The organism is Corynebacterium sp. 401_CJEI, assembly GCF_001076435.1.
GTDB classification, from domain to species: Bacteria; Actinomycetota; Actinomycetes; order Mycobacteriales; family Mycobacteriaceae; genus Corynebacterium; species Corynebacterium jeikeium_D.
On record NZ_JVIP01000009.1, the window covers coordinates 15,467 to 29,942 of the forward strand.

Below are 14,476 nucleotides of genomic sequence, written 5' to 3' on the forward strand. Positions count from 1 at the left end.
AGCTAGTGAGAAATCATGTCACGGACACACAACAATTCAACTGTAGAAGCGACTATCAGCACCGGTAATAAGAAAGCAGGTGCCTTTGACATTCGCAATGTCATTGGGGCGCTGCTTGGTCTTTACGGCATCATTTTGCTGCTGTCGTGGCTGTTCCTCGATCCTGGAGTTAACCCGGAGACCAGTGTTGCCAAAGAGCCGATGTATAACCTGTACAGCGGCATAGCCCTGCTTCTCTTTGCAATCGTTTTCTATGCCTGGGCAAAACTGCGCCCAACGGTTGTCGAAGAATCATAAGGAGTAAAAATGACAACCGATGACCAGCCTTCTCACGCTTTTTCGGTAACGCGCACTACGCTTGCCGACGGTCGCGAGCTAATCTACTTCGACGATGAACCGGACTATGTCTCGGGCAAAAAGACTCGAAAGTTAACCGACGAACGTGATTTGCCACAGGCGATTACGGAGTCGGAGCTGCGCCAAGATCCGCTGACAGGTGATTGGTACTGCTACGCGGCGCACCGCATGAACCGCACCTTTATGCCTCCTGCTGGTGAGAACCCACTAGCTCCGACGCTGCCGGAACAACTTCCCACAGAGGTGCCTGCCAGTGACTACGACGTGGTGGTTTTTGAAAACCGCTTCCCTTCGCTTTCCATGCACATGGAAGTTCCGGATGACTTTGCCCAAACTGTCGACGGCGCCGAGATTTTCCCGCGGAAGCCGGCCTTGGCTCGGTGCGAGGTTGTCTGCTTTACCCCGAATGTTTCGGACTCCTTCCGGGATCTGACCTTTACTCGTGCTCGCACCGTTATTGAAGCGTGGGCGCACCGCACTGCGGAACTCAGCAAGCTCGAAGGTGTGAGGTTGGTGTTCCCCTTTGAAAACAGGGGCAAGGAAATTGGGGTAACGCTGCAGCATCCTCATGGGCAGATTTACTCGTACCCGTATCTGCCCCCACGTGCGGCAGCCATTGTTTCACGCGCGAAAGCCCACTTCGAAACCACCGGTCGTGACCTCTTTGAGGATGTCCTGGAGGCCGAAAAGGCTTCAGGTCGACGGATCATCGCAGAAGGGGAGTACTTCACCGCATTCGTCCCAGCTGCAGCTAAGTGGCCAGTCGAAGTCATGATTATGGCTAACCGCGCTGTCGGTAGTTTTCAGGAGCTGACCGATGCGGAGAAGGACGAACTGACAGCAATGTACCTTGACCTGCTGCGACGTATTGACCGATTCTTCCCCGGCATCGACAAAACGCCGTACATCGCAGCATGGAACCAAGCTCCGGTAGGCGAGGATCACCAGTTTGGCCGCCTCCACCTGCAGCTCTATTCCATGATGCGCTCTGCAGGACGCATGAAGTTCCTCGCGGGTTCAGAGTCCGGGCAAGGAGCCTGGATTTCGGACACGACCCCGGAGGCAATCGCTGACCGCTTCCGGGAAGTTGGCCAGACTCGCTGGCTTCCCACTCGCTCCCATAAACAGGCGGTATCTGACGTAACTGAGCAATTCCGCCGCAGTTTCGGTTCGGAACCACAGGGCGTCTTCCGCGCCCCAGGCAGAGTCAACCTGATTGGCGAGCATGTCGATTATGCCGGTGGTATCTGTCTGCCATTCGCGTTGGCACAGAGTACTTTCGCAGCGGTGGGTGCCCAGGCTGCTGGTGACTCGTGGACAGTGCGAGTTGTTTCGGACTTGATGGACAAGGACGACGCCGCAGACGGTGACAAGCCGGTTGCTATCGCAATGTCCGATGTCGGTCCGAACTCTCCTGCAAATTGGACGGGATACGCAGTTGGCACTATCTGGGCTATGCGTGAGGCAGGGCTGTTGCCCGCGGATTGTCCAAGCCTTGACATTGCGATTTCCTCCGATGTTCCGATCGGTTCCGGGCTCTCCAGCTCCGCCGCTCTGGAGTGTTCTGTCGGCGTTGCAGCCTTTGAGCTCGTCCACGGGCGCGCACCAAACGATGAAGAGCAGCAGGGAATTGTTGAGGCGGCTATCCGCGCAGAAAATGAGGTCATTGGTGCCTCTACCGGCGGTCTGGATCAGCGTATTTCCATCAAGGGCAAGGAAAACCACGCACTGGTCATTGATTTTGCGAAGAGTTCTGACCAGCTTGTAAAGGCTGCTTTCGCAGACGAGGACCTAGAGGTTTTGGTAATCAACACCAACGTTCGGCATAGTCTCTCGGATGGTCAGTATGCGACGCGTCGCGGAATCATCGATGCCGTGACAAATGGTCTTGGGGTATCTGATTTCCGCGGTCTGGATGATGCAGTTGGTGCTGCTATCAATTGGGCGAAGGAGAACGTCCCAGCTGAGGCAGATAGGGATCAATGGGTTGATACCGTGGCGCGCCGAGTACGTCACGTTGTTACCGAAATTGACCGGACGGCACAGGCGATTGAAAAGCTTTCCGAGGGGGACTTCGAGGCCTTTGGCACGTTGATGGTGGTAAGCCATCTTTCGCTGAGGAATGACTACGAAGTTTCCTGTCCAGAGCTGGATCTTGCTGTGGACGTAGCGCTTGAGCAGGGGGCGCTTGGTGCCCGAATGACTGGCGGTGGCTTTGGCGGCAGTGCCATTGCGCTGCTGCCACACGACCGTGTCAGTGCTGCAGCGAATGCAGTTGCGTCGGCCTTCCGTGACAGAGGAATGCCGGAACCGGAGTTTTTCGTTGGAAATCCCGGGCCGGGAGCAAGCCGCCTAGTTTAGGCGGTATTCCCCCCCCGGTCTTGGGGGGGGCTACTGTAATGCAATCTTCTTCCGCTGCGGCTTGAGCAGCGTGGTGAGGAAGATTAGCACCACGGCAAATCCCGCGGCGGTAAACATCGCAATGCTATAGCCACGAATCAAGTCGTCGGCGGCAGGAGCTGCTGCACCAGTGCCGGACAGGCCAGTGGCAATAACAGCTGACAGCGCCACAAACAGTGCGGTACCGACAGCGCCGGCAACCTGCTGTAGCGTGTTCATGATTGCTGAGCCATCCGGGTAGAGGCGCTTCGGAAGATCACCAAGACCGAATGTGAACAGCGGAGTAAACAGCAGCCCCAGGCCAATCTCAAGGACGATGTGGCAGGCGACAATCCACCATAGCGGAGTCGATGCTGAGATGAAGCCGAGCCCGAAAAGACCGAGGGCAAGGACAATGGAGCCGGGAATTGCCAGTGGGCGCGGACCATAGCTGTCAAAGAGCCGGCCGACAGCCGGTCCCATCAGACCCATAACCAGTGGACCAGGCATCACAATCAAACCAATAGTCTTGACGTCGACACCTCGCAGATTGAGGTAGAGCGGCAAAATGATGATCACACCGAACATCAGCATGAAACCAATGGTCAGAATGATTGTGGACAGCCTAAAGCTCTTTGTGCGGAAGGTTCGAAGATCCAGCAGAGCTCGGTTGTGCGGTGCCAAACGGCGCTGGCGCATGATGAAGAACACCAACAGCACGATGCCGACTGCGCACAGGATTCCGTCGATAAGCGAAAACTCTGCGCCTACGCGGCTCAGCGCGTACACCAGCGGGCCGAATGCGCCGGCACTGAGGAACACCGAGAGGATATCGATGGGCTTCGCGGAGTTTTCCTCAATATTGGGAACGAGGATGACGCCCACTACCAGCACAATTAGGCCGAGCGGCAACATCGTGTCGAAAAGCGCATGCCAATTGTTATTGGCAATCTCCAGAATGAGACCGGAGATGGTCGGTCCGATAGCAGGCGCGACAGCGATGACCACGCTCATTCGTCCCATCATGCGCCCGCGCTCATGCTCCGGTACTACGTTGAGCACCGTGGTCATCAGCAGCGGCAGCAGCACTGCGGTACCGGACGCTTGGACAATGCGTGCGAGCAGAACGATCGCGAAGTTTGGCGCGAAAGCACCGATGAGAGTGCCCACGACGAATAGTCCTTGACTGACCGCGAAAAGAATGCGGAACGGCACTGCCGAAATGAGAAATCCAGTGACCGGAATGACAACTGCCATGGTCAGTAGGAACGATGTTGTCAGCCAGCCTGCGGTAGCTGCGCTGATTCCGAGGTCCGCCTTGACGACGGGAATTGCGACGCTCATGACCGTCTCGTTCAAGATAGCCATGAATGCCGCAGCTAGTAGCACGTAAATGGCCATATAAGCACTTTTGGGCGCATCGGCCTGTGGTGCCTCCGAACTTGGGCTGAGTTCGGAATCTTCAGATTCAGAAACCAATTGAAGTCTCTTTCTATATATCGGTACAGAAATAGGTAATTGTCGAAGATATGGAATCTTAGCGCAACAAAAACCCCGTCGTAAGTCGACAAAAAGGCAAAGCGGACGGGGGCATTGGCACACAAGTTGGCCAACACATTCTAAGGTAAGGGAGAAAGATAAACCCGTTGGGAAAGGACAATAGCTGTGAGCAATATCAAGGTCGGCGTACTTGGCGCCAAGGGCAAGGTAGGGTCCACCATCTGCGAGGCAGTCGAAGCCGCCGACGATTTGGAGCTGGCAGCGGGTCTCGACTCTGGCGATGACCTGAATGAACTTGTCACCGCTGGTGTGCAGACCATTGTTGACTTTACTCAGCCCGACGCTGTGATGGGCAATCTTGAGTTCTGCATTAAGAATGGCATCAACGCCGTCGTGGGTACTACGGGTTTTACCAAGGAGCGCCTCGATCAGGTGCAGCGCTGGCTTGACGACGCCGCCGGTGAGGCCAATGTTCTTATTGCACCGAACTTCGCAATCTCCGCGGTACTGACGATGAAGATGGCGGAGCTAGCCGCTCCGTACTTCGATTCCGCTGAAGTTATCGAAATGCACCACCCTTTTAAGAAGGATGCCCCCTCGGGCACCGCTATCCACACTGCTGAGGCTATTGCTCGTGCTCGCAAGGAAGCCGGCATGGGGGAGCAGCCGGACGCCACTGAGCAAACTCTCGATGGTGCTCGCGGTGCTGAGGTCGAGGGCATTCCGGTGCACGCAGTCCGTATGACCGGTTCGGTGGCTCACGAGACCGTTATCTTTGGTGCAGAAGGGCAGTCGCTCACCATCAAGCAGGACTCCTACTCGCGCACCAGCTTCGTACCAGGCGTTCTGCTGGGTGTGCGCAAGATTGAGGATTTTCCGGGCCTGACTGTGGGACTGGAGCCGTTCCTGGGACTTTAATGGCCGGGAGTTAACTGAAAATGTCTGAAAATGTCACTCTCAAGGCGCAGCTAATCGCCGCGACCAACTTCTTCCCGCCGGAGGACATCGACTTTGATACCGATGCCGATGGTGGGGAAGCATTGATTGAGTTCTCCGGCAGGGCTTGTTATGAAACGTGGGACAAGCCCAATCCACGAACGGCGACGAATAGGGGATATCTGCGACATGTGCTTGAGGTAGGCCACACCTCACTTTTTGAACACGCAAGTGCAAGCATCTATGTTCGTGGGCTGTCGCGCTCGTGTGCACATGAACTCACACGGCACCGCCACTTTTCCTTTTCGCAGTTGTCGCAGCGGTTTGTGCCGGCCAGTTCCAACAATGTTGTGGTTCCTCCCGCAATTGCGGAGGACCCGGATCTGTTGCGAGTTTTCGAAAGCGCGGTTGATCAGTCCCGTTTCGCCTATGGTGAGTTATTAGACGCACTGGAAGAGAAGTGGGCCGACGAGCCCAACGCTATCTTGCGGCGAAAGCAGGCACGCCAGGCAGCCCGGGCGGTTTTGCCCAATGCCACCGAAACTCGAATCGTGGTTACTGGTAATTTCCGGTCTTGGCGCCACTTCATTTCGATGCGTGCGACTGAGCATGCCGATGCTGAAATTCGGGAGTTGGCAGTGGCTTGCCTGCGGGAGCTGCAGCGCTGTGCTCCTGTTGCTTTTGGGGATTTTGAGATTAACACTCTGAAGGATGGGTCGGTCGTCGCGTCGAGTCCTTACGCCTTCGAGGGGTAATCGCACGTACAGTGTGAAGATATAGTCGATTGAGATTTTTAAGAAAAGGTAGTCAACAATGAGCACAGGAATTGCGTCAACTCGCGGTGCTGACATTTTCGGCACCGTCGCCGTAGCTATGGTGACCCCTTTTGATAAGGACGGAAACCTCGATGTCAAGGCGGGTGTGCAGCTCGCTGGTCATCTTGTAGACGGTGGCTGCGATGCACTCATTCTGGCCGGTACTACCGGCGAGTCGCCTACTACGACGGTTGAGGAAAAGCTTGAGCTTCTCCGAGCTGTCCGTGCAGAGATGGGTGACGAGGTTAAGCTCGTGGCCGGTGCCGGCACCAATGACACGGCCGGGTCCATCGAGCTGGCAAAGGCTTCTGTGGAGGCGGGCGCGGATGCGCTGCTCGTCGTCACGCCGTATTACTCCAAGCCGTCCCAGGAGGGGCTGTACCGTCACTTTACGGCAGTGGCTGACGCAACCGAGGCGCCGGTGTGTCTGTATGACATTCCACCGCGTTCGGTTATTCCGATTGAAGTTGATACCATTTACCGGTTGGCGGAGCACCCGAGAATCCAGGCTGTTAAGGACGCCAAGGGGGATTTGGGAGCTGCCGCCGGCATTATCGCTAATACTGATTTGGCGTGGTACTCCGGTGACGATGTGCTGAACCTTCCGTGGCTGTCTATTGGCGCCACCGGGTTTATTTCCGTTATTGGACATGCAGCCCCGCAGCTGCTGGCTGAGGTGCGCTCTTGCTTTGACAAGGGAGACCTTGCTGGTGCGCAGGCTGCCCACGCGAAGATGACTCCGCTGTTTGCCGCTCAGGCTGCACTTGGCGGTGTAAGTTTTGCTAAATCCGCTCTGCGTCTGCAGGGCATTGAGATAGGAGATCCACGCTTGCCGCAAATTGCAGCAAATGACCAGCAGCTTGAGGTGCTTGAAGAAGCTATGCGGAAGGCAGGTGTTCTGTAGTGGCTGAAGGACGCAATCGCGCCCGCAAGGTAACTCGTAAGGCTGGTCCGCCTTCCGAGTCCGACGTGGCTGCAGCAGAGCAGTCCAATAACTCTGCATCCAAGGGTTCCGACAAGGGTGGAGCTAAATCCAACGGCTCGAAGTCCTCGCAGCGTTCCGGTGAGCGTAAGAACTCCGGTAACGCTAAGAAGTCCCAAGGTTCCTCGAATTCTTCCAACCGCGGTTCCCGCGGTGGTCGCGGTGGCCGTGGAGGTAATCGCGGAAATAGTTCGAGGGGTGGCCGTGGCGGACGCGGTGGCAACCGTCGTAACGTAGTCCAGTCGATGCAGGGTGCGGACTTGACCCAGCGTCTTCCTGCACCGCCGAAGGCCCCCAAGGACGGCCTGCGCGTGGTTGCACTGGGCGGTATTTCCGAAATCGGTCGCAATATGACCGTGTTGGAGTACAAGAACCGCCTGATCATCGTCGACTGCGGCGTGCTGTTCCCGAGCTCGGATGAGCCGGGTGTTGACCTGATCCTGCCTGACTTCTCCTACATGGAAGACAAGTGGGATCGCGTGGAAGCTCTCGTGGTCACCCACGGTCACGAGGACCACATCGGTGCTATCCCTTGGTTGCTCAAGCAGCGCGCGGACATCCCGATTATTGCTTCTCGCTTTACCCTGGCACTGATTCAGGCCAAGACACAGGAACACCGTCAGCGCCCGAAGGTCATCGAGGTCAACGACACCAGCCACATTCAGCGTGGCCCGTTCGATCTGCGTTTCTTCAATGTCAACCACTCGATTCCGGAGTGCCTTGGCATCGTCATTAAGACCGGAGCCGGCATGGTCGTCCACACCGGTGACGTGAAGATGGATCAGACCCCGCCGGACGGAAAGCCGACTGACCTGCCGGCGCTGAGCCGCTACGGTGATGAGGGAATCGACCTCTTCTTGTGTGAGTCCACCAACGCTACGATTCCGGGCTTCTCGGGATCCGAGGCGGAGCTGGCTCCAACTCTGCGCCGTCTGATTATGGATGCCAAGCAGCGCGTTATCGTCGCGGCCTTCGCATCGAATGTTTACCGCGTGCAGGCGGTCATCGACGCAGCTGTTAAGGCTGGCCGCAAGGTTGCCTTCAACGGTCGCTCTATGATTCGCAACATGCGCATCGCGCAGGAATTGGGGCTGCTGACCGCTCCGGAAAATACCATTGTGGAAATGAACGAGGCCGCTCGCATGGCGCCCCACAAGGTCGTGCTGGTGACTACCGGTACGCAGGGTGAGCCAATGGCTGCGCTGTCTCGCATGGCCCGCCGTGAGCACCGTCAGATCACCGTCCGTGATGGCGACCTGATTATCCTCAGTTCTTCGCTGGTACCCGGTAACGAAGAGGCAGTCTTCGGCGTTATCAACATGCTGGCCCAAATTGGTGCCACGGTTATCACCGGTAAGGATGCGAAGGTTCACACCTCCGGTCACGGCTTTGCCGGCGAGCTGCTGTTCCTCTACAACGCAGCTCGTCCGTCGAACGTCATGCCGATTCACGGTGAGTGGCGCCACCTCCGTGCCAACAAGGAGCTGGCTGTGTCCACTGGCGTGAAGCCAGAGAACGTTGTCCTGGCTCAGAACGGTGTGGTAGTCGACCTCGTTGATGGCCGCGCTCGTGTAGTTGGCCAGGTTCCGGTCGGTAACCTCTACGTCGATGGCGTCACCATGGGTGACGTCGACGCTGACGTGCTGGCAGACCGTGCTGAAATGCGTGAAGGTGGTCTTATCACCGTCACAGCCGTCATTGATAACCGCACTGGCCGCCCGTTGGAGAAGCCACGGGCTCAGGCTCGCGGTTACTCGGACGACGCCAAGGAAGTGCTCGAAACCGTCGAGCAGGTCGTTGACGATACTCTCTTTGACCTGGCTGGCAGTGGCGAGAACAACCCGTACCGTATGGCTCAGGAAGTTCGTCGCCGCACCGAGCGTGTCATTAACCAGAAGTGGCGTCGCAGCCCGATGGTTGTTCCGACAATCGTGCCGATGTCCTCTGAGGCAGCCGAAGAGGTTACCGATGAGGAAATCCAGGAGTCGCGCGAAAGTATCTAAATTTCTAGAGCGTCTTTTAGCGTAAGAGCCCGCATCCACCTACAACCGTGTGGATGCGGGCTTCTCCGTGCCTGGTCTAGGCTGGAGCTATGACTTTTGCTGAACGGGAACGTGAAGACCTAGCTAATCTACTGCTCAGCGTCGGCCCCGACGCCCCGACCTTGTGCGAGGGGTGGACGACCCGGGATCTTGCCAACCACCTGTACATTCGTGAAAACCGTCTGGATGCCGCGGGCGGGATGTTCGTCAAGGCGCTTTCGGACCGCCTCGATGCTGTTACCGCTGAGGTCAATCGAATGCCCTACGTCGAAGTGGTGGGGAAGTGGGGTAGTGGTGCTCCGCGATGGAATCCAATGAACTGGGCAGACCGCTACGTCAACGCTGCGGAGAACTTCGTCCATCACGAGGATGTCCGTCGTGCCCAGGAAGGCTGGACCGTTCGTCAGCTGCCGCCCTCCGGAGTGTCGGACCTGTGGCGTCTGGTCACTACTGCCGGCCGTATGATGTTGCGCGGTTCGACCTCGACCGTGGTGCTAATGCGTGACGACGGAGTTGCGGTGACCCTAATCGACAACAGTGCTAAAGGTGCTCCAGTTGTGACTGTCCGCGGAAGCGTCGGGGAACTGGTGCTGTGGCTCTATGGCCGTGACGAGGTACGCGTCACCATCGACGGTGACGAATCGGGCATCAAGCGCAACAGTCTTTAAAATCACGTTCTCAGTTCTGGACGGTCGCGACAGCACGCCTGTTAAACAATGACACGCGTGTGACTAATGTGAAAACGATCCGGTGTTAGCTGTAAGGTAATGGTCATGTCTGCGACCAGCCGAACCAGAACTGACAATCGTCGTGGATCTTCCCGCTCTGCGGAGACAGATGCCACGCGGCGATACCCCGTGCACAGCGCCACGGAGGAATTCGAGCGCACTCCTAGCGCCATGTCGTTCGTGGCCAATAGCTTGGCCAGCGCCTGGACTGAAACTGCCCGCGGCGTGGCCGGTCTTGCCCGGCGGGTCAGCGGTCGCAAAAATAAGCGAAACGAAGAGGAGAATATGTCGCGGCGCGAAAGAGACGCCGATTTTTCGACGAAGCCCCGTAGGAAGCGTCGTAAAGCAGCTAGCGGCTATGACGATGTAATTGAACCGCCGGCACCGGCCTCCGTGCCAGCTGACGAGTTCGACGCAGACTTCGATGAGGGTGGCGAACCGGGATCGAAGGATGGCCTCGCACTACTCGTGCTGGCGTTGGCGATTGTGCTCGCTGGCTCGACATGGTTCCACCTGGCAGGGCCAGTGGGGGAGTTCATTGAAACGGCAGTGCGCACGCTCATTGGTATCGGCGCTTTTGTACTTCCGGTGCTGCTCGGTGTTGTTTCCGTATTAATGATGCTGGATGCTATGCCGCGCCGTGAACGTCTGACACCTACCATCACTGGAGCTTCGCTGATCGTGGTGGGGCTGCTCGCAATTGTGCATATCGGCTCGGGTCGTCCTGCGGACTGGCAGGGGCGACGTGCAGCTGGTGGCGCAATTGGTGGTTATATCGGTTCGCCGCTAGCAGCCGGGTTTACCTCGTGGGTCGCCGTGGTTTTGTTGCTGGGTATCGTTTTTTACGGCGCTCTGGTGCTCTCTGGCGCGACGGTGCGCCAGCTTATCGATGCCACTAAGGAATACTTCAACTTTTCCGAGTGGTCTTCGCGTCGTGCCGGCGACGAGCCGGAATCGGACGATCCCTACGGCAATGTCGATGACATGCTGGAACGTCGTGCGAGCTGGGATTCCGATACCGCATATGCCGATGAGGACTTTGACCAGCCGACGCAGCTAATTGAGCGTCGCCCAAGCCACAGCAGCCGCACGCAACATTCCTCGTCTCGTTCGACCGGTCGCCCTGCTTACCGAGCGTCCCGCCGTGGCGCGGATAGCCGTATATCCGCACCCGAACCCGCGCCTTACGACGAACCGGATACTGACGGTAACCTCTACGATCTTTTGGACGAAGAGCCGCAGAGGAACCGACAGGCTCCGCGACGTGCCCGTCAGGTTGAGGATGTCGACTACGATTCGGCAAAGACCACAGTGTTCGATGTCCGGAATGGGGCACCGCACTCCAATCGAGTTTCCCCAGTGGAGCCGGCGTTTCCGGCAGCTGAGTACGTGGAGGAAGCTCAGTCGGATGCAGTACATCGCGACACCGCTGAGACAGAATCGACTATTCCAGCTGTCGGGGGCACGAACTACCACGCTGTCGACGAGGATTATGACGAGTACTCCGAGTACCCGACGCAGGAGGCTGCTGCAGCTAATAACAGCGAACGGAATTGTGTTTCCGATTCCCGAGCTCCGAAACAGCCCGCTGTTCAACCTGAGGCCGTAGAGCCGGCGAGCGCGCCGCAGGGCGAGTCGTCTGTCGATGATTCGCGGGATGCAGTGTCTGAGGCTACCCGCCGCACAATGGATGCCATTGCCGCTCGTTCTGGTATCGATGCCTCTAAGATTCCGGCCACAACTCCGAAGTCTGAATTGGAAAAGGATGCCGAGGGTACTTCCGGTTCGTCGGCACGCACGCCGGAATCTGACTACCACCTGCCATCGACTAATTTGTTGATTCCAGGTGAGCGTCCCAAGACACGTACGGCGACGAACGACCGCATGATTGAGGCGATTACTGAAGTATTCGCAGAATTCAAGGTCGATGCTGCGGTGACTGGTTTCTCTCGCGGTCCGACGGTGACTCGCTACGAGGTCGAGCTTGGCCCGGGCGTGAAGGTCTCGAAGATCACGAACCTGCAGTCCAACATTGCCTACGCGGTAGCGACCGACAATGTCCGCTTACTGACTCCGATTCCGGGAAAGTCGGCCGTTGGTATCGAGGTGCCGAACAACGACCGTGAGATGGTTCGGCTTGCCGACGTACTCAACGCGCCCAAGACCGTTGCGAACGATGACCCGATGCTGATCGGTCTCGGTAAGGATATTGAGGGCGAGTTTATCTCGCACTCCATCCAGAAAATGCCGCACCTTCTCGTTGCCGGTTCGACCGGTTCGGGTAAGTCCGCGTTCGTAAATTCGATGTTGGTTTCGCTGCTGACTCGTGCGACCCCGGAGGATGTCCGCCTGATTCTGGTGGACCCGAAGATGGTCGAGCTGACTCCATATGAGGGGATTCCTCACCTGATTACGCCAATCATCACTCAGCCGAAGAAGGCCGCGGCGGCTCTGCAGTGGCTGGTTGAAGAGATGGAACAGCGCTACATGGACATGAAGGCCGCCCGCGTCCGTCACATCAAGGACTTCAACCGTAAGGTCAAGTCCGGTGAGATTACGACCCCACTTGGCTCGGAGCGCGAGTACCGTCCGTACCCGTACATTGTCTGTGTCGTTGACGAGTTGGCAGACCTGATGATGACCGCACCCCGCGATATCGAAGATGCGATTGTGCGCATCACGCAAAAGGCCCGTGCTGCCGGTATCCACTTGGTGCTGGCTACGCAGCGTCCGTCTGTGGATGTGGTCACCGGCTTGATTAAGACGAACGTGCCATCGAGACTGGCATTCGCTACCTCGTCGCTCACGGACTCCCGCGTCATTCTTGACCAGGGCGGTGCTGAAAAGCTCATTGGTATGGGCGATGGCCTGTTCATCCCACAGGGTGCAGGCAAGCCGCGACGTCTTCAGGGGGCCTTCGTCACAGACGAAGAGATTCAGGCAGTAGTCGATGCAGCTAAGGCGCAGGCCGAGCCGGATTACACCGAGGGTGTCACGGAGGATAAGAGTGCTGAGGCTGAGCGCAACATTGACCCCGATATCGGAGATGACCTGGAAGATTTGCTTCAGGCAGTCGAGCTGGTGGTCACCGCACAGCACGGATCGACCTCGATGTTGCAGCGCAAGATGCGAGTCGGTTTCGCCAAGGCCGGTCGACTGATGGATCTGATGGAAACTCGCGGAGTGGTTGGACCGTCAGAGGGATCTAAGGCACGTGAGGTGCTGGTCAAACCAGAGGAGCTCGAAACCATTAAGTGGATGATCAAGGGCGCAAACCCGGAGGATGCTCCTAAGGAAGAAGTAAACGTAGTCGACGCTGATCCGAATCAGTCTATGGCGTAGGACGACCCAGCCTTACCGCCGTTTCTGATTGCGTGTATAGTCGGCACACGTGGAGGGGAGTATCCCCGGTAAAAGTGGATGTTTTCCGCTAGCCCGTGACGGTTATCGTCAGCACGGATTGGACGCACAGACTCGTCTTGCGCACATCGAATCCCGGTGCCGTCACTTTTGCCACTATGGCAGAAGCAGGAGAGACCTCCGGTTCATGTTCGCACGACCGGAGGTCTTTTTTTAATATGCATGTCCCCGCATTGGTATGGATTATCACCATTGTGGTCGTCATGGGTTTTATCGCCTTTGACTTCTATGCACACGTTCGCACGCCGCATAACCCAACTATGAAGGAAGCCGGCATCTGGACCGCTTTCTACGTAGTCTTGGCATTAATTTTCGGCGGAATGGTGTGGTTGTTATGGGATCACCACCGAGGCATTGAGTTTCTATCGGGCTATATCACCGAAAAGGCGCTCAGCGTAGACAATCTATTTGTCTTTGCACTCATCATCGGCGCATTCAAGATTCCGCGCCAGTACCAACAAAAGGTTTTGCTGTTCGGTATTGCGATGGCGCTGGTATTCAGAGGCCTGTTCATTTGGGCTGGTGCGGCAGTTATTGCCAAGTGGTCTGACGTTTTCTACCTGTTTGCAATCTTCCTGATTTACACGGCTATCAAGACGGTGTACGACGAAGCCGTCGATAAGCCGGAACCCGATCCGTCGGATATGAAGCTGATTCAATGGCTGCGTCGAATCGTCCCAATTTCGGACCATTACAACAAGGACAAGCTGACCGTTAAGGAAAACGGCAAGCGTTACTTGACTCCACTTGCCATCGCGCTGGTGTCCATCGGTTTTATCGATGTGATGTTTGCGTTTGACTCTATCCCGGCTATCTACGGCCTGACGGATGAGGCATATATCGTCTTTACTGCAAATGCCCTTGCTCTCATGGGGTTGCGACAGATGTACTTCCTGCTCGACGGTCTGCTGGATCGCTTGGTGTACCTGGCTTATGGCCTGGGTGTCATCCTGGCCTTTATTGGTGTGAAGTTGCTGTTGCACGCACTGCATGAAAACAACCTGCCGTTTATCAACAGCGGTGAGAACGTGTCGGTGCCTGAAGTATCGACCTGGGCGTCGCTGGCGGTCATCGTCATCGTTCTGGTGGTGACTGTCCTGGCATCGTGGCTCAAGAGCAAGCGTGATGAAAACATGGGTGCGATTGCCCTTCCGCGTGTTCACCACGATGATGATGGAAGCCGCGATGGCCTCGGCTCTCACGCCTCCTCTACTTCTGTCAGTGAGGGGTCAACGTCGGCCGGAAGCGAAACTAACGGTTCACACACCGGTAAGAACGAGCCTGGGCGTTAATCGAACACGATTGTGAGATAAGGTA

At 56.9% G+C, this 14,476-nt stretch carries 10 protein-coding genes; 9 read left to right on the forward strand and 1 reads right to left on the reverse strand.

Going from position 1 to position 14,476, the window contains the following annotated elements; all coding sequences use genetic code 11:
* The first annotated feature begins 15 nt into the window (after positions 1 to 15).
* Together ADM64_RS02050 and galK are read left to right on the forward strand one after the other, a co-directional pair.
* Positions 16 to 297: a hypothetical protein gene (locus tag ADM64_RS02050; RefSeq protein WP_049170832.1), complete on the forward strand. Its 282-nt coding sequence runs from the start codon at positions 16 to 18 to the stop codon at positions 295 to 297.
* Positions 298 to 306: 9 nt separating this feature from the next.
* Entirely contained in the window at positions 307 to 2,718 is a 2,412-nt protein-coding gene (gene galK, locus ADM64_RS11210) for a galactokinase (protein ID WP_080985596.1), read from the forward strand.
* A gap of 30 nt (positions 2,719 to 2,748) precedes the next feature.
* Here galK and ADM64_RS02060 read toward each other — a convergent pair whose 3' ends face one another.
* A complete protein-coding gene (locus ADM64_RS02060; RefSeq protein WP_224433133.1) occupies positions 2,749 to 4,137 on the reverse strand; it encodes an MDR family MFS transporter in 1,389 nt (462 codons plus the stop codon).
* Positions 4,138 to 4,401: 264 nt separating this feature from the next.
* Between ADM64_RS02060 and dapB the strand changes: the two genes are divergently transcribed.
* The 7 genes from dapB to ADM64_RS02095 all read left to right on the forward strand — a co-directional run bounded on the left by dapB (position 4,402) and on the right by ADM64_RS02095 (position 14,451).
* Positions 4,402 to 5,154, forward strand: coding sequence for a 4-hydroxy-tetrahydrodipicolinate reductase (dapB, locus tag ADM64_RS02065; RefSeq protein WP_049170836.1), 753 nt, complete (start codon positions 4,402 to 4,404; stop codon positions 5,152 to 5,154).
* Positions 5,155 to 5,174: 20 nt separating this feature from the next.
* Positions 5,175 to 5,927, forward strand: a complete 753-nt coding sequence (gene thyX, locus ADM64_RS02070; protein WP_049170838.1) for an FAD-dependent thymidylate synthase — start codon at positions 5,175 to 5,177, stop codon at positions 5,925 to 5,927.
* A 58-nt stretch (positions 5,928 to 5,985) separates the two neighbouring features.
* Positions 5,986 to 6,891 carry a 4-hydroxy-tetrahydrodipicolinate synthase gene (gene dapA, locus ADM64_RS02075; protein WP_049170841.1) on the forward strand — a complete coding sequence of 302 codons (906 nt, stop codon included), beginning with the start codon at positions 5,986 to 5,988 and terminating at the stop codon, positions 6,889 to 6,891.
* Complete coding sequence (locus ADM64_RS02080; RefSeq protein ID WP_049170842.1) at positions 6,891 to 8,972, forward strand: ribonuclease J; 2,082 nt, start codon at positions 6,891 to 6,893, stop codon at positions 8,970 to 8,972. The genes dapA and ADM64_RS02080 overlap by 1 nt, the downstream gene beginning before the upstream one ends.
* An 89-nt stretch (positions 8,973 to 9,061) precedes the next feature.
* A complete protein-coding gene (locus ADM64_RS02085; protein ID WP_049170848.1) occupies positions 9,062 to 9,679 on the forward strand; it encodes a TIGR03085 family metal-binding protein in 618 nt (205 codons plus the stop codon).
* 105 nt (positions 9,680 to 9,784) lie between these two features.
* On the forward strand, positions 9,785 to 13,081 hold the full coding sequence (locus ADM64_RS02090) for a DNA translocase FtsK (RefSeq protein ID WP_049193034.1): 3,297 nt from the start codon (positions 9,785 to 9,787) through the stop codon (positions 13,079 to 13,081).
* A gap of 236 nt (positions 13,082 to 13,317) precedes the next feature.
* On the forward strand, positions 13,318 to 14,451 hold the full coding sequence (locus tag ADM64_RS02095; RefSeq protein WP_016422604.1) for a TerC family protein: 1,134 nt from the start codon (positions 13,318 to 13,320) through the stop codon (positions 14,449 to 14,451).
* Positions 14,452 to 14,476 lie beyond the last annotated feature (25 nt).